The organism is Candidatus Pelagibacter bacterium nBUS_36, from assembly GCF_051201215.1.
Taxonomy (GTDB): domain Bacteria; phylum Pseudomonadota; class Alphaproteobacteria; order Pelagibacterales; family Pelagibacteraceae; genus Pelagibacter.
In genome coordinates this window covers 719873-738411 of record NZ_CP172839.1, presented here as the reverse complement: position 1 = coordinate 738411, position 18539 = coordinate 719873, and the positions used below count along the sequence as shown (strand labels likewise).

The 18539-nt window shown below is 30.3% G+C and carries 20 protein-coding genes and 1 tRNA gene; 13 read left to right on the top strand and 8 right to left on the bottom strand.

Annotated features, from left to right (window positions below; genetic code table 11):
- Positions 1–30 precede the first annotated feature (30 nt).
- The 4 genes from ACIJYI_RS04035 to ACIJYI_RS04020 are packed head-to-tail and all read right to left on the bottom strand — an operon-like array spanning position 31 to position 3764.
- Positions 31–834, bottom strand: coding sequence for a M23 family metallopeptidase (locus ACIJYI_RS04035; RefSeq protein WP_435112971.1), 804 nt, complete (start codon positions 832–834; stop codon positions 31–33).
- On the bottom strand, positions 819–1577 hold the full coding sequence (locus tag ACIJYI_RS04030) for an SDR family NAD(P)-dependent oxidoreductase (RefSeq protein WP_435112969.1): 759 nt from the start codon (positions 1575–1577) through the stop codon (positions 819–821). Before ACIJYI_RS04030 ends, ACIJYI_RS04035 begins: the two co-directional genes overlap by 16 nt.
- A gap of 1 nt (position 1578) precedes the next feature.
- The gene (locus tag ACIJYI_RS04025) at positions 1579–2169 is read right to left on the bottom strand and encodes a TerC family protein (protein WP_435089459.1); all 591 of its coding nucleotides are present in this window, start codon (positions 2167–2169) and stop codon (positions 1579–1581) included.
- Positions 2169–3764: a GMC family oxidoreductase gene (locus tag ACIJYI_RS04020; RefSeq protein ID WP_435112967.1), complete on the bottom strand. Its 1596-nt coding sequence runs from the start codon at positions 3762–3764 to the stop codon at positions 2169–2171. The genes ACIJYI_RS04025 and ACIJYI_RS04020 overlap by 1 nt, the downstream gene beginning before the upstream one ends.
- A gap of 150 nt (positions 3765–3914) precedes the next feature.
- Between ACIJYI_RS04020 and ACIJYI_RS04015 the strand changes: the two genes are divergently transcribed.
- The 7 genes from ACIJYI_RS04015 to ACIJYI_RS03985 all read left to right on the top strand — a co-directional run bounded on the left by ACIJYI_RS04015 (position 3915) and on the right by ACIJYI_RS03985 (position 10781).
- Positions 3915–5012: a TRAP transporter substrate-binding protein gene (locus tag ACIJYI_RS04015; RefSeq protein WP_435089457.1), complete on the top strand. Its 1098-nt coding sequence runs from the start codon at positions 3915–3917 to the stop codon at positions 5010–5012.
- 69 nt (positions 5013–5081) lie between these two features.
- Entirely contained in the window at positions 5082–5720 is a 639-nt protein-coding gene (locus tag ACIJYI_RS04010; protein WP_435112965.1) for a TRAP transporter small permease subunit, read from the top strand.
- Positions 5721–7055 (top strand): TRAP transporter large permease, encoded by a 1335-nt coding sequence (locus tag ACIJYI_RS04005; RefSeq protein ID WP_435112963.1) that lies wholly within the window; start codon positions 5721–5723, stop codon positions 7053–7055.
- Between the two features lie 26 nt (positions 7056–7081).
- The gene (locus tag ACIJYI_RS04000; RefSeq protein ID WP_435112961.1) at positions 7082–8539 is read left to right on the top strand and encodes a cytosine permease; all 1458 of its coding nucleotides are present in this window, start codon (positions 7082–7084) and stop codon (positions 8537–8539) included.
- Positions 8540–8543: 4 nt separating this feature from the next.
- Entirely contained in the window at positions 8544–9290 is a 747-nt protein-coding gene (locus ACIJYI_RS03995) for an SDR family NAD(P)-dependent oxidoreductase (RefSeq protein WP_435112959.1), read from the top strand.
- Between the two features lie 218 nt (positions 9291–9508).
- Complete coding sequence (locus ACIJYI_RS03990; protein WP_435112957.1) at positions 9509–10159, top strand: DUF3047 domain-containing protein; 651 nt, start codon at positions 9509–9511, stop codon at positions 10157–10159.
- A 199-nt stretch (positions 10160–10358) separates the two neighbouring features.
- Positions 10359–10781, top strand: coding sequence for a YbgC/FadM family acyl-CoA thioesterase (locus tag ACIJYI_RS03985; protein ID WP_435112955.1), 423 nt, complete (start codon positions 10359–10361; stop codon positions 10779–10781).
- Here ACIJYI_RS03985 and ACIJYI_RS03980 read toward each other — a convergent pair.
- Positions 10771–11451: a uracil-DNA glycosylase gene (locus tag ACIJYI_RS03980; protein ID WP_435112953.1), complete on the bottom strand. Its 681-nt coding sequence runs from the start codon at positions 11449–11451 to the stop codon at positions 10771–10773. The two genes, ACIJYI_RS03985 and ACIJYI_RS03980, sit on opposite strands and share 11 nt — an antisense overlap.
- Before the next feature lie 46 nt (positions 11452–11497).
- Between ACIJYI_RS03980 and ACIJYI_RS03975 the strand changes: the two genes are divergently transcribed.
- Positions 11498–11629 (top strand): hypothetical protein, encoded by a 132-nt coding sequence (locus ACIJYI_RS03975; RefSeq protein WP_435112951.1) that lies wholly within the window; start codon positions 11498–11500, stop codon positions 11627–11629.
- Here the strand turns inward: ACIJYI_RS03975 and ACIJYI_RS03970 are convergent.
- The 3 genes from ACIJYI_RS03970 to ACIJYI_RS03960 are packed head-to-tail and all read right to left on the bottom strand — an operon-like array spanning position 11626 to position 12458.
- Entirely contained in the window at positions 11626–12057 is a 432-nt protein-coding gene (locus tag ACIJYI_RS03970; protein ID WP_435112949.1) for a hypothetical protein, read from the bottom strand. The genes ACIJYI_RS03975 and ACIJYI_RS03970 overlap by 4 nt on opposite strands.
- Positions 12044–12214: a hypothetical protein gene (locus ACIJYI_RS03965; RefSeq protein ID WP_435112947.1), complete on the bottom strand. Its 171-nt coding sequence runs from the start codon at positions 12212–12214 to the stop codon at positions 12044–12046. Before ACIJYI_RS03965 ends, ACIJYI_RS03970 begins: the two co-directional genes overlap by 14 nt.
- Positions 12207–12458, bottom strand: a complete 252-nt coding sequence (locus ACIJYI_RS03960) for a DUF1289 domain-containing protein (RefSeq protein ID WP_435112945.1) — start codon at positions 12456–12458, stop codon at positions 12207–12209. The genes ACIJYI_RS03965 and ACIJYI_RS03960 overlap by 8 nt, the downstream gene beginning before the upstream one ends.
- A gap of 101 nt (positions 12459–12559) precedes the next feature.
- Here ACIJYI_RS03960 and ACIJYI_RS03955 point away from each other — a divergent pair.
- The 5 genes from ACIJYI_RS03955 to lon all read left to right on the top strand — a co-directional run bounded on the left by ACIJYI_RS03955 (position 12560) and on the right by lon (position 18533).
- A tRNA-Leu gene (locus tag ACIJYI_RS03955) sits at positions 12560–12644 on the top strand.
- 11 nt (positions 12645–12655) lie between these two features.
- Entirely contained in the window at positions 12656–14089 is a 1434-nt protein-coding gene (gene tig / locus ACIJYI_RS03950; RefSeq protein ID WP_435112943.1) for a trigger factor, read from the top strand.
- Positions 14090–14121: 32 nt separating this feature from the next.
- A complete protein-coding gene (gene clpP / locus ACIJYI_RS03945) occupies positions 14122–14733 on the top strand; it encodes an ATP-dependent Clp endopeptidase proteolytic subunit ClpP (protein ID WP_435112941.1) in 612 nt (203 codons plus the stop codon).
- A gap of 92 nt (positions 14734–14825) precedes the next feature.
- Entirely contained in the window at positions 14826–16094 is a 1269-nt protein-coding gene (clpX, locus tag ACIJYI_RS03940; RefSeq protein ID WP_435112939.1) for an ATP-dependent Clp protease ATP-binding subunit ClpX, read from the top strand.
- A gap of 60 nt (positions 16095–16154) precedes the next feature.
- The gene (lon, locus tag ACIJYI_RS03935; protein ID WP_435112937.1) at positions 16155–18533 is read left to right on the top strand and encodes an endopeptidase La; all 2379 of its coding nucleotides are present in this window, start codon (positions 16155–16157) and stop codon (positions 18531–18533) included.
- The last annotated feature ends 6 nt before the right edge of the window (positions 18534–18539 follow it).

Sequence of the window (18539 nt, the reverse complement as noted above, 5' to 3'; positions counted from 1 at the left end):
TTTTTAAATTGCGTTTTTTTATTTGTTTACTTATTTTAATACTGACATTGGATCAAGCCTAGTTTGAAACCAATTAATTCTAAAGTCAAGATGTGGTCCAGTTGATCTACCAGTTGAGCCAACAGTTCCTATTATATCGCCCTGATTAATTTTATCTCCAACAGATACTAAAATATTTTCTAAATGTGAATAGATTGTTGAGATGCCATGTCCATGATCCATGATGATTGTGCCACCTGTATAATACAAATCATCTTCTGCCATTGTTACAACTCCAGTTCCAGATGAGATAATTAATGTTCCTTGTTTTGCTGCTATATCTATACCGTAATGTGGCCATCTAGGTTTACCATTTAGAATTCTTTGGCTACCATAAACTCCACTAATAATACCCTCGACTGGCATAATAAAATTTTCTTTAAAGAAAAGTAAATTAGAATTAATTGCTCTAGCTTCACCAATTGCATTATTTTCTTTTTTAATTCTTTTATAAACTGATTCTGGAGGGGTTACCTTGCTTTCTGCAAGTCCATCAATTCTTTGAATATTATATTTTCTTTTTAAAACTTTTTTTGTAATTTTTGAAGTTTTACCATCCAAGGTTTTCGTAAAAGTTAAATCAAACTTCCTATCTCTATCAATTCCAAAAACAAAAAAACCATCTTCAGAAACTTTAATTTCTTTTTTATCAACTTTAATTTTTGCCTTAGGGTCAGTTTTACCCAATATAAAATGTCCTTGTGTGAATTTACCTTGAAATTCTAGGGCTTTAACGTGTGTGGTTATAAGAACTAAAAATACTAAAAAAAATCTATAAATTATTGAGCTGTCCATCCGCCATCTATTACTATTGATGTTCCTGTAATCATTGAGGAAGCTGATGAAGCTAAGAAGCAAACAGTTGTTGCAATATCACTCTCTGTTGCAGCTCTGCCCAAGGGAATATTACCTAAAGCTAATTTTTTAAATTTCTTATTTTTGAAAAAATTTTTAACCATTGGTGTTTCAACAAAAGTAGGTGCAACTGTATTAACCCTAATATTATTTTTTGCTAATTCAACACCCATACCCTTGGTTAATCCTTCAATACCAAATTTAGTCATATTATAAACATTTCTACCACTCATGCCAACATGACCAAGCTGTGAAGACATATTAATTATTGAGCCAGGTCTTTTTTTATTTTTTAACATTTTTTTAACCACAAGTTGAGCAACATTAAAAGCCGCTTTAAGATTTAGGTCGACCAAGTAATTCATACTTTGTTGTTTAATTTTTTCAAAAGGTTCAGGGATATTTGTTCCCGCATTATTTACGAGAACGTCTATAATTTTAATTTTATCTATCTTTTGTTTTAAATCATCATAGTTCATCACATCACATGGAACTTTTATAATCTTTCCTTTAACTTTTTTTATTTCTTTTTCTAATTTATCTAAGTCAGATGAAGTTCTGCTTAAAGCAATCACTGTTGCACCGGCTTCAGCCAAAGCAATAGAGCAAGCTCTTCCCAAGCCTTTACCAGCACCTGTTACTAGTGCATATTTATTTTTTAAATTAATTTTTTGTAGGTACATATTAAATAAACAATTTTAAGTCTGTATAGATTAATTCTATAGCAACTACCAGTATAGCAATTAAACCAATCCAAGCTATCCACTTATATTCATTAATCCATCTAGATATTAAATTGGCTGCTGTTGCCATTAAAATAATTGATAAAGCTAATCCAAAAATTAATAGAACATAATGATCACCCGCAGCACCAGCTACACCTAAAACATTATCTAAACTCATCGTAAAATCAGCCAGTAAAACAGTCCATATTGCTTTCATAAAGCTTGAGTTATCAACTTTTATATCTTCTTCATTAGATTGACCTTTAATTACATCAACATAAAGTTTGTAAACAATATAAAGTAATAATAATCCCCCAATTAACCTCAAGCCTGTGATTTGCAGCAAGTAAGCTGTTAACATAGTTAAGATAATTCTTAAAATTACAGCACCACCTATACCCCAGAAAATTACTTTTTTTCTTTGCTCAACAGGAAACTTAGAAGCAACCATTCCAATTATAATTGCGTTATCACCAGCTAATACTAAATCTATGAAAATAATTTGACTTAAGATGACGAGCTGTTCGGCTCCAAATAATTCTGAAAACATTAGCTGCTTAATATCATATCTGCACCTTTTTCTGCAATCATTATTGTTGGTGCATTAGTGTTTCCTGAGGTTATGTTAGGCATAATCGATGCATCAATTACTCTAAGATTTTTAATGCCTCTAACCTTTAACTGTTCATCAACTACAGCCATATCATCTTGACCCATCTTACATGTTCCAACAGGATGAAATATAGTTTGAGCATGATTAGATGCTTCTTTAACTAACTCTTCATCATCATTTATGTTTACGCCTGGTCTATATTCTTCAGGTAAATATTTTTTAAAAGTTTCAGATTGTAATACAATTTTTCTCGTTAATTTAAGACCTCTTGCAGCAACCATTCGGTCATGGTCTGTTGAAAGATAATTCTGCTTAATTTTTGCATAAGTTCTTGAGTCTTTATCCACAATACTTACGTGACCTCTACTTGTTGGTCTAATATTTGAAACTGTTGGAGTGAATGCATGAAAGTCATGATTTTTAGTTGCTCCTAACGCATCCATACTCATAGGTTGAACATGCCATTGTAAATCTGGTAACTCTAAAGAAGCATCACTCTTTGCAAACATACATAATTGACTAGCACCCATAGTCATCGGTCCACTTCTATTAAAAACATATTCAAGCCCAATCATCAAATTTCCAAATAAACTATTAATTTTTTTATTAAGTGATTTCAGTCCTTGAATTTTATAAATGGGTCTTAACATCAAATGATCGTGTAAATTTTCACCAACACCATTTAAATTTTGAACCGTATTAATACCTAAGTTTTTTAATTTTTCTGGATTACCAATTCCTGATACTTGTAAAATTTGTGGAGAGCCAATGGCACCTGATGATAATATTATTTCTCTATTCGCTTGAACTTTTTTAAGCTCATCACCCTCCCAAAATTCAACATCTTTAGCTATTTTATTTTCAAAATTTATTTTTTTTATATGTGCGTTAGTAATAATCTTTAAATTTTTTCTATGTTTAATTGGGTTTAAATAACCAACTGATGTACTGCATCTAAAACCATCTTTTTGAGTTACTTGAAAATAACCACACCCATGATTGTCACCAGTATTAAAATCTTTTGTTTTAGGTATTCCAAATTCCTCTGCTGCATTTTGAAACTCATCTAAAAGAGGTAAATGAATTCTTTGATCTGAAACCGATAAAGGTCCACCAACTCCATGAAATTCGCTTTGACCTCTTTCTTGATTTTCTGCTTTAACAAAATAGGGGAGAACGTCGTCCCATCCCCAACCACTATTTCCTAATTGTCTCCAAACATCATAGTCTCTATGCTGTCCTCGTATATATAAAAGACCATTAATTGATGAGCTTCCACCTAAAGTTTTTCCTCTGGGATATCTAATAGAAATATTATTCATGCTTTCATCAGGCTCCGTTCGATAACACCAATCGGTTTTTGGATTGTGCATTGTTTTAAAATAACCAACGGGAATATGAATCCATGGATAGTTATCTTTTCCACCTGCTTCTAAAAGCAAAACTTTATGATTTGGATTTTCAGACAATCTATTAGCAAGTACACATCCTGCAGATCCCGCACCAAGAATTATAAAATCAAAATTTTTCACTAACTTAGAATGTTTTTAAATTAAAATTATTTATTTATAGCAAATTTACTAAAAAATTGTTGAATAAATACATATTAGCTCTTGTTATACTTTTAAAATTTTGACAGGGTACTTTTTTTATAAAAAAAACAACAAGAGGGAAAATACAATATGAAAAAAATCATATCATTAGTTGTAGGAACTCTTCTTTTAACAGTAATGACTGTTACAGGAGCAAATTCTGCACAAACTCTTAAGTGTCAAACTGTAATTAGTGCAAAAGCTGACGAAGTGAAAATGTTAAAAGATTTCACTGACACAGTGACTGAACTAACACAAGGTTCACTTAAGTTCGAAATTATGCCAGCTGGTTCAGTAGTTGGTGTTAAAGAAACTTTAGATGCAGTAGATAAAGGTCTTATCGATTGTGGTTTCGCTTGGACTCACTATTGGTCAGGTGATCACCCAGCAGCTATGTTATTTGGTTCGCCAGTAGCAGGTGCAGGTGTTGGTATCGATAACATCGCATTTTTATCTTGGTTCCAATATGGTGGTGGTAAAGAACTTTACGACCAACTATGGTCTGAGATGGGAAGAGACATCAAAGGATTTATGTTACAACCAGTAGGCCCAGAAGCTTTAGGTTGGTTCAAAGAGCCAATTAACAGCATGGCTGACTTTAGAAAGTACAAGTTCAGAACTCCTCCAGGAATTCCAGGACAAACTTATAAAGATATCGGTGTAGCATCTGTTGCAATGGGTGGTGGAGATATTCTACCAGCTCTTGAAGCAGGTACAATTGATGCTGCTGAATGGTGTTGTCCAAAGCCTGACATGACATTCGGTTTCCAAAAAGTTCTAAAACATTACTACCTACAAGGTCTTCACCAAGTAGTAGTAAATGCTGACTTCTATTTAACTGGTAGCAAATATAAGAAAATGTCTGCTATTGAGAAGAAAGCTTTAGAAGTTGCTGCGAATGCATCACTATCAAAATCAATGAGTTACAGAATATACGAAAACGGAAAAGCTCTTGCTGAGTTAACTGGAAAACATGGTGTAATTTTACATGATACTCCAGCTGACTATTTCCCAGCGTATATGGCTGCTGCTAAAAAATCTTTAGAGACAAATGCTGCGAAGAACAAGTTCTTTGCTAAAGTATGGCAGTCTCAAAAAGACTTTGCAGATATCGCAGTACCATTCTGGTCTGGATCTCAAATGTCTAATGCGAAGCTAGGAATGGCTCACGCAGCGACATTAAAATAGTATCAAAACTTTTATAAAGCGGGCAAGCAATTGCCCGCTTTGTTTTCAATAATCAAAGAATTTTTTTACATGCCAAGAAACCACAAACCAAAAAAACCAATTAAACCTATGAAACTTGATATCTCTGACGAGATGATAGCTGAGCGAAGAGGTGGTTCTGGAGCAATGCCTAAGAGCATGCCTAAGTGGATGGCATCTTCAATTACAAAAATTGATTTGTTTAATAAATGGGTAGGAAATACCGTTTGTTGGATTACAGTTCCTTTAATATTGGCAATGACATATGAAGTTTTAGCTAGAAAATTGTTTACTGCTCCAACAATGTGGGCTTACGACATGAGTAGATTTATGTATGGTGCTTTATTTATGTTAGGTGCAGGTTACGCGTTATCAAAAGGTGTACACATTAGAGCAGATTTTTTATATAGAAATTTTAAAACCAAAACTCAAGGAAGAATAGATTTTTGGTTATACCTTTTATTTTATTTCCCAGGACTGATTGTTTTTCTTTATATGACAACTGGATTTGTTCAAGAGTCTATAATGAGAGGAGAAAGAGGAATGGATACAGCCTGGATGCCTTATATGTGGCCTATCAAAGCTTCTTTATGGTTTGGTATAGTGTTTTTACTCATTCAAGGTGTTTCAGAATTATTTAAAAGTTATTGGGCTGCTACCAAAGGTGTGTGGCCAGGAGAGGAAGAATAGATGTTAGCTGAATTTATAGATCCAGCAATTTTAGGTTTTGTTTTAATTGGGGTAATGTTGTTCTCAATATTTGTTGGATTTCCTATTTCATTTACATTAATTTTTTTAGGTTTTGTATTTGGTTATTTAGGCTTTGGTAAACTAGTATTCTATTTAATGACCTTACAATTTTCGATGGTTATGACCGAACAAACGCTTGCCGCTGTCCCACTCTTTGTCTTTATGGGAATAATGATGGAACAAGCAGGTTTAATGGAAAGATTGTTTTCTGCATTTCAATTAATGCTGGCCAAAGTCAGAGGGTCTTTATATTACGCTGTATTATTTGTATCTGTTGTATTTGCAGCAGCCACTGGAATAGTTGGTGCATCTGTTACCATTTTAGGAATCATGGCTGCAAAATCAATGAACAAATCTGGCTATGATGTAAGGCTAGCAGCTGGAACAATTACTGCTGGTGGTACCTTAGGAATTTTAATTCCACCAAGTATTATGCTTGTTGTAATGGGTCCTATTATGGAAATACCGGTAACGGATTTATTTGCAGCTGCGATTATTCCTGGAATTTTACTTGCAACACTTTATGCGGCTTACACTACTGTAAGATGTTGGATCGATCCAAGCTTAGGCCCAGTATTGCCACCAGAACTTAGAGCAACGAGTATGAAAGCAGTTTGGATTGAATTCTTTTTAGGGTTGGTCCCACCTGCAGCATTAGTTTTTGCAGCTCTAGGAAGTATCCTATTTGGTTTTGCAACACCTACAGAAGCTGCTGGTTGTGGTGCTATGGGTTCTTTGTTGTTGGCCTTAGCATATAGAAAATTAACATTTAAAAAATTACAAGATGCATTAGTTAAAACTTTAGAAATCTCAGCTTTAATAATGGTTTTAGTTGCAGCCTCAAACTTTTTTGGTGCAGTATTTTCAAGACTTGGAACTCCAATGTTGCTTACAGACTTTTTATTAGGTCTTGAAATGAATAAATATTTTATTTTAGCATTAATTATGGTGATGATTTTTTTACTTGGTTGGCCATTAGAGTGGGTACCAATAGTAATGATTATAATTCCAATTATATTACCATTAGTTGAAGCTTTAGGTTTTAATTTAACTTGGTTTGCAATTCTTGTAGCGGTCAATCTCCAAACCGCCTGGCTGTCACCACCTGTAGCACTTTCTGCATATTTTTTAAAAGGTGTGGTGCCAGAATGGGATTTAAAAGATATTTATTATGGAATGATGCAATTTATGGTTATTCAAGTAATAGGATTAATATTAATTATTGTATTTCCTAAGATTGCTTTATGGTTACCGGCCTATCTGTATGGACAGTAGAAATTATTAGTTTATTATAATTTTTAGTGAATCAACCAAAAGTAAAATACTCTCTTTCAAATTGGGACCTTGTTTCAGTTAACCCAAATTATAAAACTTGGGACTGGAAAGACCTTTTTTGTTATTGGGGTGTTAACGTTCAAAGCATAATAGGATTTTCTTTAATAGCTTCACTATATACAATTTATAGCCTGAATACTTTTGTAGTTTTTTTTGGAACTATTTTAGGATCATTTTTAGTTTATTTATTTTCCAATTTAATTGGTAAGCCTTCACAAAAATTTGGTTTGCCATTTGCCGTTTTACTAAGATCTTCTTTAGGTTTTAGAGGTGCAAAATTTTTTGGCTTAATCAGAAGTGTTGTTGGAATATTTATGTTTGGTATTCAAACATATTTTTTATCAAAGGCTATCGGTTATCTTTTAAGAATATTGATTTTCTCAATTGACAATTCCCTTTTAGATCAAGAAATATTTCTTACATTTTTGTTAGGATTAAATATAATTGACTGGGTTTCATTTACTGGTGTTGTTATTTTTCAGGCAATGATGTTTAGTGTAGGAATTCAATTTAATAAAAAGTTGATTAATATTTCAGCTATCACAGTCTATTCTGGAATGATAATTTTTTTCTTTGTTGTTTTTTTAAGCGATGTACAAGCTACATCACAAGCATTTACCAATATTTTGAATTTCAAAAATTTTTTAGATATTAATAATTTAATACCATTGTTAACAGTTGCTGGAACTATTTTTGCATATTTTTCACTAATTATTTTAAGTTATGGTGACTATTCTAGATATGTAAAAGATGAAAAAAATTTAGAAAAAGGAAATTTCAGTTTAATTTTAAATCTAATTATTTTTTCATTCTTCGCTGTTTTTATTGTTGTGGGTTCTGACACATTTTTAAATCAAAAATTTGAGGATTTAGATAGAATTTTTACAAATCCAACAGACATTATTGGTAAATTTGATAATCTGCAAATTACTATTATTGTTCTTTTTTTTATAATTGTTGCTTCGGCCTCAACCAATCTGGTAGCAAATTTTATTCCATCTCAATATTCACTTATTAACTTCATACCAAGCAAACTAACTTTGAAAAGTGCAAGTTATGTAATTTCAATTATAGGTTTTTTGATTGGAATTTTTTGGCTAACATTCTTAAGTCAAATTGGAATTTTATCTTTTATTGATACTTTTGGTGCATTTTTTGGACCATTATTTGGATTAATAATTGTTGATTACTACATAATAAAAGAAAGTAGTTTAAGTAACAAAGATATTTATTCAATCGAAACGGATAGCTCTTATTATTATTCAAAAGGATGGCATATCAAAGCAACATATTCTTTAATTATAGGATTTATTTTTTCTGCTTCAACAATTTGGAATACTAATTTAATGTTTTTACAATCTTATGCTTGGATAATTGGTGCAATTGTCTCCTCAATAACATATTACTTACTCGCAAAAAAATAAATTTATGAATGAATTTGATTTTAAAGATAGAACAGCTGTAATAACTGGTGGCGGCCAAGGTTTTGGTCTTGATATTGCCAAACGTTTTTTAGACTCTGGTGCTAAAGTTATTATTTGGGATATAGATGAAAAATTACTTAAATCAGCAGCTGATGAAGTAAATAATGCCAATCTAAGTTATAATGTAATTGATGTTTCAAATTACAAACAAATAGAAAAAACAGTTTCAGATATTACATCAAAATCTAATATAGATATTTTAATTAACAACGCTGGGATTACAGGTCCAACAGCTCCTTTGTGGGAGTATGATGTTGAGATGTGGAATAAAATTGTTCAAATAAATCTTGTTGGCACTTTTAACTGTTGTAGAGCAATAGTACCTAATATGATTAAGAACAATTATGGTAGAATAGTAAACGTAGCTTCTGTAGCTGGTAAAGATGGAAATGCAAATGCAAGCGCTTATAGTTCTGGAAAAGCAGGTGCTATTGGATTGACAAAATCACTTGGAAAAGAGCTTGCTGACAAAAATATAGCTGTAAATGCAGTGACACCTGCGGGTGCTAAAACAAGAATTTTGGATCAAATGAGTAAAGAACATGTTCAAAGAATGCTTTCTAAGGTGCCTAGAGGTAGATTTCTTGAAATACATGAGTTTACCTCATTAGTTTGCTGGCTTTCATCAGAAGAAAATTCTTTTTCCACAGCCGCTGTGTTCGATATAAGTGGTGGTAGATCTACTTATTAATACAATTGTATATTATAAATTTTTAACAATTTTTTTATTTTCATCAATATTAGTATTTTTTCCTATCACTGGAGCAAAAATCATTGCTGACCAATAGATTAATAATAAAAAGATTGAAATTGTTTTCACTGTTTTAACTTAATTAAAGATATTGAATTAAGAATGTTTAAAATGTGTCAAAAAGTTGTATTTAAAAAAATAATTAATTATAAGTATCCATGTATAAAATTTTAAGTTTAATTTTTTTAATTTCTATTTCATTCACTTTTGCTAATGCAGAAGTTACAAATGTTTTTGAATTTACAGATTCAGAGCTATCCAAATTGGAAGTAAGAAAGATAAGAGGGGCCAAAAATAAAACAATCTATTCTGTTGGATCTAATGAAAATGGTAACTTTTTAAAAGCAATTGCAGATAATGCAGCATCAGGATTAGGAAAAGAGATAAATATTGATCTAAATAAAACTCCATTTGTTAATATTACGTGGAAAATAGAGAAGGATTTACAGGGAATTAAAGAAAATACTAAAAAAGGGCATGATTTTGCCGCTCGTGTTTTTGTAATAAAAAAAACAGGTGCAACACCTTTGTCAAACAGAGCTATTAATTATGTATTTTCAAGTAATAGCGAAGTTGGTCTTAATTCGCCAAGTCCATATACAAAAAAATCTATAGATAATGTTTTAGCTACAACCAAAGAAAATTTAAACAAATGGGTAACTGTTAAAGCTAATGTAAAAGAGGATTTTAAAAGATTTCATAATTTAAATGTAAATCAATTAGATGGTTTGGCTATAATGGTAGACACTGATAATTCAAAAATGAAAGCTATTTCATACTTTCAAAATATTTATTTTTCTGAAAATTAATTAAAATTTAAAATATTTTTTTAAACCTATACTTAAAAAAGATAGTAGAATTGCCACTATAACATCTTCTATTGGTTGTGCATTCGGAAACCCAAAATTCCATATAACAACCCCAATTAACCAAATGATATATATTTTCATTGTTCTAACTATATCTTAGTTTCTGTTATATTATTATTTTTTTTGATAGAATAGTTCAATGCATGAAAATTTTTATCATAGTGTGAAAGTATATTACGAGGATACTGATGCAGGTGGTGTTGTATACTATGCCAATTATCTCAAATATCTTGAAAGAGCAAGAACAGAAGCTTTGGCAAAAATTGGATTAAGTAATTTACAAATAAAAGAAAAATTTGGTGCTCTTATTATTGTTAAATCTTGCAATATTGAATATAAAAAATCAGCACATCTTGAGGATCAATTGTCTATTAGATCATTTGTAAAATCAGTAACAAAGACATCTTTTTTAATGAATCAGTTTATAACAAATGATAAAACTCCGATAGTTGATGCACAAGTTCACTTAGTTTTTATAAACGAAAAAGGAAAACCCGTTAAAGTACCAGACATAATTTTTGATAATTTTAAGCCTTATTTTTGTGACAGTATTAAGCTTTAGATATTCTTTTAGCTTTTCGAAATAAAGAAATTATCATTTTTTCTGAAATTAATTTTGTATTTACATTTCTTGGACTAGGGTGGTAACAAGGAATTAATGTAATATTGCCAGGTAGTGAATAGGATTTACCATGTTTAAAATACATTTTCTTAGTCAGATTGTATTTTTTTTTATAAAATTTTAGACAGTTGTCAAAAGCAACTTTTCCTAATGTGATAATTATCTTTAATTTATTTAAATTAGAAATTTCAGTATCAAAATATTTGGAACAGTTATCTAACTCTTTATTTAAAGGTTTATCTCCAGGGGGAACACATTTTAAGATATTGGTGATGTAAGTAGATTTTATCTTGAGACCATCGTTTAAACTTTTTGAATAGGGTTGGTTAGAAATTTTAGCTTTATATAAGCATTGGAATAAAAATTCTCCAGATTTATCCCCAGTAAAAGCACGTCCAGTTCTTGTTCCTCCATGAGCTGCAGGAGCTAAACCTAAAATTAAAAGTTTTGCATTTGTGTCACCAAATCCTGTTACTGGTTTACCCCAATACTTTTCATTAATATTTTGCTTTCTTTTTATTGTAGAAATTTTTTTAACAAAATCAGTTAATCTTGGACATTTTTTGCATTTAATAATTGTTTTATTGAGATTTTTAAATTGATTATTCATTTAAGTAATTGATAGATTTATTCTAGAATATTAGATAATAGATATTATGTCTTCTAAAAAAGCTATGAAACAAGCTCAAAAGCAAGCTTATGCAAAACATAGAAGCAGCATCACAAATAGTAGTAGATTTAATTTTAAAAATAAAAATTCTGTAAAAAAGAATAAAAAGAAAAATTAACTTTCTTTTTCAAATCTTTCAATTTTTTTACATGAAGACATCAAAGAAATTCCCTCCTCATTATTTATCACAGTTTTTATCATTATATTTGGGTTGTCAATTTCAAATAATAATTGTGTATAAAATTGAGGATAACCAATTTTATCAGTTAGAATTTTATTATCTTCTTTATAGATAAATTTTGTTGAAGTGTTTTTCTTTTTAACAGAAAGATCTGTAACCCGATATTTCTTGAATGTTTTATTGTTGTATACAAAATTTCTTGTCATTAAAGATTGTTCTAAGTCTAAAATGTACTCATTTTTTAAAAAACCATCTTTTTTATTATCACAAGAACTTAGAATAATAATTTCCGCATTTAATTTACTAGTAGTTAGTAAAATAATAAATATTAAATAAATAATATTTAAAAATTTAATTTCTTTCATTTTTTTCTGTTAAAAATAATCCTATTAATAATAATGTAGTCCATCCAATGCCCAATAAAGCTTTTGGACTTGTTTGAGCGCTCCACATATCTAAAATTAAAGCTCCAAAAATTAGACCAATTATATAAACTAAAATTACAATTGTTGATTTATTCATTATTTAAATTTTTTTTAAAAAGAGATATTCCGTTATTTATCTTGTGCTCATATGACTCATTAAAACTTTCTAATTGCCATCCACTAAGTCTTTTTTTAATTATCTCAAGGTTTGTTGTTTTCCATTCATTGGTCGTTTCATCAAGTTTCCATTTCTTCTTTTCGTCATTATTTCTCCCACACCCATAACAATACCCTGTTGTGGGGTCTGTTTTACAAATACTAATGCAAGGCGAAATAATCATTTTCTAAATATAAATATAAATTATATGAGATAAATAGTTAATTTTTTTACAATTGTCATTGGACAAATAGTTTCAATAATATATAAAACCACGTAATTTGTGGGGCGATGGCGGAATTGGTAGACGCGTTGGTCTTAGGAACCAATATTTTCGGATGTGAAGGTTCGAGTCCTTTTCGCCCTACCACTTAAAATATTATGAAAGTAACAATAGAAAATAAAAAAGGCTTAAACAAAGATCTTAAAGTTTTAATCGATAAAGAGACGATGAACTCTTATATGGATGAAAAATATGAAGAGATCAAAAGCACAGTCAATTTAAAAGGTTTTCGTCCAGGAAAAGTTCCCAAGGAAGTTTTAAAAAGACAATATGGAAAAGCAGTTTTTGGAGAAGTATTGGATAAAGTGCTTAAAGAAACATCAACTAAGGCTTTAGAAGAAAATAAAATCAAACCTGCAGGTCAGCCTAAACTAGATTTAAAAACTTATGGAGAGGATAAAGAGTTAGAATACGTATTGTCAGTAACTGAATTACCTAAAGTCGAGACCAAATCTTTAGAAAATATAAAATTTGATCAATATTCTGTTAAAATTGATAATAGTGAAACAGACAAAAGAATTAAAGAAATAGCAAAAAATCAACCCAGTTTTAAAGAAGCTAGCCCAGAAACAAAAGCTAAAGATGGCGACCTTGTTGTATTAGATTACAAAGCTACTGTTGATGGTAAAGAATTTAAAGGAAGTGAGGGTAAAAATACTCAATTAACACTAGGTAAGGATTTGTTTTTAAAAGGTTTTGACAAACAATTAATCGGTGTAAAAAAAGATGACGAAAAAATAGTTGAAGCTGTATTGCCAGAAAATTTTCCTGAAAAAGAATTTGTAAATAAAAAAGCACAATTTAATTGTAAAATTTTAAATGTTAAAAACCCTGAGGAAGTAAATATAGATGATAACTTTGCTAAAAATTTAGGCGCAAAAGACTTAAATGATCTAAAAACTTTAATATCCAAACAAATTAATGATGAATATAAAAATTCATTAGATCAATTGTCTAAAAATCAAATCTTAAAAGAAATTGAAAAAATTAAAGTTGATGAAATTCCTGAAAACTTAATAGAGGAAGAGGTTAAAATTCTTTCACAAGGCATGTCAGAAGAAGAAGCTAAAAAAAATAAACCCAAGTTTACAGAGACTGCAAAAACAAGAATTAAAACTGGTTTAATTTTAAATGAATTTGGTGAACAAAATAAGATAAATGTTTCTGAGCAAGAAATTCAAGCTGAGGTACAAAAACAATTAAGAATGATGCCTGGACAAGAGAAAATGGTAATGGATTTTTATCAAAAAAACCCATCTGCAGTTGCTAGTTTAAGAGGAACTGTTTATGAGGAAAAGATTTTAAATTTGATTAAAGAAAAAGCAAAAGCCAATAAAAAAGTAATATCAAAAGATGAAGCTGAAAAAATCCTAAAAGAAGCTCATAATCATGACCATAATCATAACCATGACCAGGATGATAAAAAAAAAGAGACAAAAAAAGTAGCTAAATCAAATCCTGCAAAAGAAAAAAAACCTTCAACAAAAGCTTCCAAAACTAAGACTGTAGCAAAAAAAGTTAGCAAAAAGTAATCTCAAGTTGTATAAGTAATACGAATCAACTTATGACAATAAATTTATCAGAACACATGAGTAATTTAGTACCTATGGTTGTCGAACAATCAAATAAAGGGGAGAGAGCTTATGATATATATTCGAGACTTTTAAAAGAAAGAATTATATTTTTAACTGGTCAAATTAATGACAGTGTAGCATCACTTGTTACAGCTCAATTATTATTTCTTGAAGCTGAAGATCCAAAAAAAGAAATTTATCTATATATTAACAGTCCTGGTGGGTTAGTAACAGCTGGTCTTGGTATTTACGATACTATGCAATATGTTAAACCAGATATTTCAACTTTATGTATCGGTCAAGCTGCTTCAATGGGTTCGTTTTTACTTGCTGCTGGTACTAAAGGAAAAAGATTCTCTTTACCTAATTCAAGGATTATGGTTCATCAACCATCAGCTGGTTTTCAAGGTCAAGCTACAGATATTGAAATTCATGCTAACGAGGTACTGTCATTAAAAAAAAGACTTAACGAAATTTATTCAAGGCATACAGGAAAATCTGTAGATGAAGTTAAAACTGCTTTGGAAAGAGATAATTTTATGACGGCAGATGTCGCTAAATCTTTTGGTCTTATTGACGAAGTAGTTGAAAAAAGATCATAACACACCATATATTGATAGTGAGACAATCCTAACTTGATTAGTATGAGTCTTCTATAATAAAGTAATTAAATTGATTCGTTTAAAAAATATATATGACAACAAATAATAAAAATATTCTTTACTGCTCTTTCTGTGGAAAGAGTCAACACGAAGTTAGAAAACTTATCGCTGGTCCTACAGTGTTTATTTGTGATGAGTGTGTTGAGCTATGTATGGATATTATTAAAGAAGAAAGCAAGGATACTTTTGTTAAGCATCAAGATGGTCTTCCATCACCAAAAGAAATTTGTGCAGTATTAGATGATTATGTAATTGGTCAACCACATGCAAAAAAAGTTTTATCTGTAGCAGTTCACAATCATTACAAAAGATTAAATTATGAGAGTAAAACTAGTAAAAATGTTGAACTTGCTAAATCCAATATACTTTTAGTTGGCCCAACTGGTTGTGGTAAAACTTTATTAGCTCAAACTCTCGCAAGAATTTTAGATGTTCCTTTTACGATGGCAGATGCAACCACATTAACAGAAGCAGGTTATGTTGGTGAAGATGTTGAAAATATTATTTTAAAATTATTACAAGCATCAGACTATAATGTTGAAAAAGCACAAAGAGGAATTGTTTATATTGATGAAGTTGATAAAATTAGCAGAAAGTCGGAGAACCCTTCTATTACTAGAGATGTTTCTGGTGAAGGTGTTCAACAAGCTTTACTTAAAATTATGGAAGGAACTGTTGCTAGTGTTCCACCACAAGGTGGAAGAAAGCATCCTCAACAAGAGTTTTTACAAGTAGATACCACAAATATACTTTTTATATGTGGTGGTGCATTTGCAGGGTTAGATAAGATTATATCTCAAAGAGACAAAGGAACTTCAATAGGTTTTGGTGCAGATGTTAAAAATACTCAAGATAAGAAAACAGGTGAATGGATGAAAACACTTGAACCGGAGGATTTACTAAAATTTGGATTAATTCCAGAATTCATTGGAAGACTTCCAATGATAGCTACACTTGAGGATTTAGATGAAAAATCATTAATAAAAATTTTACAAGAGCCAAAAAATTCATTAACGAAACAATATCAAGAATTATTTAAATTAGATGGTGCTAAATTAACTTTTAAAGAGAATGCTCTTAAAGAAATTGCCCAAAAAGCAATTAAGAAAAAAACAGGTGCAAGAGGTTTAAGATCAATCTTAGAAAATATTCTATTAAAAACTATGTATGATCTTCCAAGTCAAGAGAACATAGAAGAAGTTATTGTTGATGCGAACGCTGCCAAAGGTCATTCTCAACCAATGCTAGTTCATACAAAAGGTGACAATAAATCTAAGTCAAACAAGACTACAGCGGCTTAATATCCTTAATAATCATTAAAAAGCTATTGCAATATAAAATATAATATCCATATTGAATGTATGGATGTAAAAATTTCATTACCATTATTACCACTCAGAGACATTGTTGTGTTTCCAAGTATGGTAATCCCTTTATTTGTTGGAAGAGACAAGTCTATTTCTGCCTTAAATGAAGTAATGAAGAAAGATAAAAAGATTATTTTAGTTACCCAAAAAAATTCCGAAATTGATGATCCTAAAAAAACAGACATTTTTATGTATGGTTGTGAAGGAAGCATTCTTCAACTTTTAAAATTACCAGACGGCACAGTTAAAGTTTTAGTTGAAGGTATGAAAAGAGTTAAAATATTAGATTTTAAAGATAATGATAAATTTATAACTTGTGATTATAGTCATTATAATGATGTAACAGTTAAAGACGAAGATTTATTTCCTCTTGCAGCAACTGCTTTGAGAAGATTAGAAAAGTTAACGTCTATTAATAAAAAAGTTTCAAGTGAAACAATCAATACTATCAAACAATTAAAGGACCCATCTCAAATAGCAGATAATATTGCTTCACATATAACTGCCACTATTTCTGAAAAACAGCAAATTTTTGAAACCGTAGATGTTAAAAAGAGACTAAATTCTATTATTAAAATAATGGAAAATGAAACAAGCATTATTGGTGTTGAAAAAAGAATTAGGGGTAGAGTCAAAACTCAAATGGAAAAAACCCAAAGAGAGTATTATTTAAATGAACAATTAAAAGCTATTCAAAAAGAATTAGGTGAAATTGAAGATGGTAAAGATGAAACCACAAGTCTTAATAAAGCTATAACAAAAGCTAAAATGCCTAAAGAAGTTGAAAAGAAATGTTTACAAGAATTAAAAAAATTAAAGAATATGAGTCCAATGTCAGCAGAAGCGACTGTTGTTAGAAACTATCTAGATTGGATGACAGAACTTCCTTGGCACAAAAAAAGTGAGGTAGATATTGATTTAACTAAAGCCCTAAATATTCTTGATAAAGATCATTTTGGACTAGAAAAAGTTAAAGAAAGAATTGTGGAGTTTCTTGCAGTCCAAAAGAGAATGGAAAAAATTAAAGGACCAATTTTATGTTTGGTTGGACCCCCAGGTGTTGGTAAAACTTCATTAGGAAAATCAATTGCAAAAGCTACTAACAGAGAATTTGTTAGAATGTCAGTTGGAGGCATGAGAGATGAAGCTGAAATAAGAGGGCACAGAAGAACATATATTGGATCATTGCCTGGTAAAATAATACAAATGATGAAAAAAGCTGGAACTAAAAATCCATTAATTTTATTAGATGAAATTGATAAGATTGGAAATGATTATAGAGGTGACCCTTCCTCTGCTTTACTAGAAGCTTTAGACCCAGAACAAAACACAACTTTTAACGATCATTACCTAGAAGTTGATTACGATTTGTCAGATGTAATGTTTGTAACTACCGCTAATACTTTGAATATTCTTCCACCACTTCTAGACAGAATGGAAGTAATTAGATTGGCTGGATACACAGAAGATGAAAAAATTAGTATTGCTAATAGATATTTATTACCAAAACAAATTAAAGATAATGGTGTTAAAGAAAAAGAAATGAAATTAGAGGATGATATCATTAAAGAAGTTATTAGAGGCTATACAAAAGAGTCTGGCGTTAGAAACTTAGAAAGAGAAATCTCTAAATTAGCTAGAAAAGTTGTTAAGAAAGTTGTTTCTGGAGAAGAGAAAGAAGTAAACATTAATAACAAAAATTTATCTGATTTTCTTGGTATTGCTAAATTTAAATTTGGTGAATTGGAAGCTGAAAATAGAGTTGGTATTGTTACAGGCTTAGCATGGACTGAATATGGTGGAGAGATTTTAAAAATTGAAACAGTAACTATGCCTGGTAAAGGTAGAATGCAAATTACAGGTAAGTTAGGTGACGTAATGCAAGAGTCAGTTAAAGCTGCAAAATCTTTTGTAAGATCTAAATGTTTAGAGTATGGAATTATTCCTCCTTTATTTGAAAAAAAAGATTTTCATATTCATGTACCTGAAGGAGCAACTCCTAAAGATGGTCCATCAGCTGGTATTGGAATGGTAACTTCAATTGTTTCTTCAATTACAAATATTCCTGTTAGAAGAGACGTAGCTATGACTGGCGAAGTAACTTTAACTGGACAAGTGTTGCCAATAGGTGGATTAAAAGAAAAATTATTAGCAGCACATAGAGCTGGAATTAAGGAGGTTTTAATTCCAAAGGAAAATGAAAAAGATTTAGTTGATATGCCTAAAAAAATTATCGATGATATAAAAATTACCCCTGTTGAATATGCTGATCAGGTTTTAAAAGTTGCTTTAACTAAAGAACTTAAAAAAACAGAATGGGTTGAGGTTGATATGTCTAAAAAAGACGACAAATCTCAAGCTAGTATTCAATAATAATTA

Excerpts from the sequence above, each read along its gene's own strand:
- ACIJYI_RS04035 (WP_435112971.1), bottom strand. The coding sequence starts at position 834 with ATGGACAGCTCAATAATTTATAGATTTTTTTTAGTATTTTTAGTTCTT.
- ACIJYI_RS04030 (WP_435112969.1), bottom strand. The coding sequence starts at position 1,577 with ATGTACCTACAAAAAATTAATTTAAAAAATAAATATGCACTAGTAACA.
- ACIJYI_RS04025 (WP_435089459.1), bottom strand. The coding sequence starts at position 2,169 with ATGTTTTCAGAATTATTTGGAGCCGAACAGCTCGTCATCTTAAGTCAA.
- ACIJYI_RS04015 (WP_435089457.1), top strand. The coding sequence starts at position 3,915 with ATGAAAAAAATCATATCATTAGTTGTAGGAACTCTTCTTTTAACAGTA.
- ACIJYI_RS04010 (WP_435112965.1), top strand. The coding sequence starts at position 5,082 with ATGCCAAGAAACCACAAACCAAAAAAACCAATTAAACCTATGAAACTT.
- ACIJYI_RS04005 (WP_435112963.1), top strand. The coding sequence starts at position 5,721 with ATGTTAGCTGAATTTATAGATCCAGCAATTTTAGGTTTTGTTTTAATT.
- ACIJYI_RS03995 (WP_435112959.1), top strand. The coding sequence starts at position 8,544 with ATGAATGAATTTGATTTTAAAGATAGAACAGCTGTAATAACTGGTGGC.
- ACIJYI_RS03990 (WP_435112957.1), top strand. The coding sequence starts at position 9,509 with ATGTATAAAATTTTAAGTTTAATTTTTTTAATTTCTATTTCATTCACT.
- ACIJYI_RS03985 (WP_435112955.1), top strand. The coding sequence starts at position 10,359 with ATGCATGAAAATTTTTATCATAGTGTGAAAGTATATTACGAGGATACT.
- ACIJYI_RS03980 (WP_435112953.1), bottom strand. The coding sequence starts at position 11,451 with ATGAATAATCAATTTAAAAATCTCAATAAAACAATTATTAAATGCAAA.
- ACIJYI_RS03975 (WP_435112951.1), top strand. The coding sequence starts at position 11,498 with ATGTCTTCTAAAAAAGCTATGAAACAAGCTCAAAAGCAAGCTTATGCA.
- ACIJYI_RS03970 (WP_435112949.1), bottom strand. The coding sequence starts at position 12,057 with ATGAAAGAAATTAAATTTTTAAATATTATTTATTTAATATTTATTATT.
- ACIJYI_RS03965 (WP_435112947.1), bottom strand. The coding sequence starts at position 12,214 with ATGAATAAATCAACAATTGTAATTTTAGTTTATATAATTGGTCTAATT.
- ACIJYI_RS03960 (WP_435112945.1), bottom strand. The coding sequence starts at position 12,458 with ATGATTATTTCGCCTTGCATTAGTATTTGTAAAACAGACCCCACAACA.
- tig (WP_435112943.1), top strand. The coding sequence starts at position 12,656 with ATGAAAGTAACAATAGAAAATAAAAAAGGCTTAAACAAAGATCTTAAA.
- clpP (WP_435112941.1), top strand. The coding sequence starts at position 14,122 with ATGACAATAAATTTATCAGAACACATGAGTAATTTAGTACCTATGGTT.
- clpX (WP_435112939.1), top strand. The coding sequence starts at position 14,826 with ATGACAACAAATAATAAAAATATTCTTTACTGCTCTTTCTGTGGAAAG.
- lon (WP_435112937.1), top strand. The coding sequence starts at position 16,155 with ATGGATGTAAAAATTTCATTACCATTATTACCACTCAGAGACATTGTT.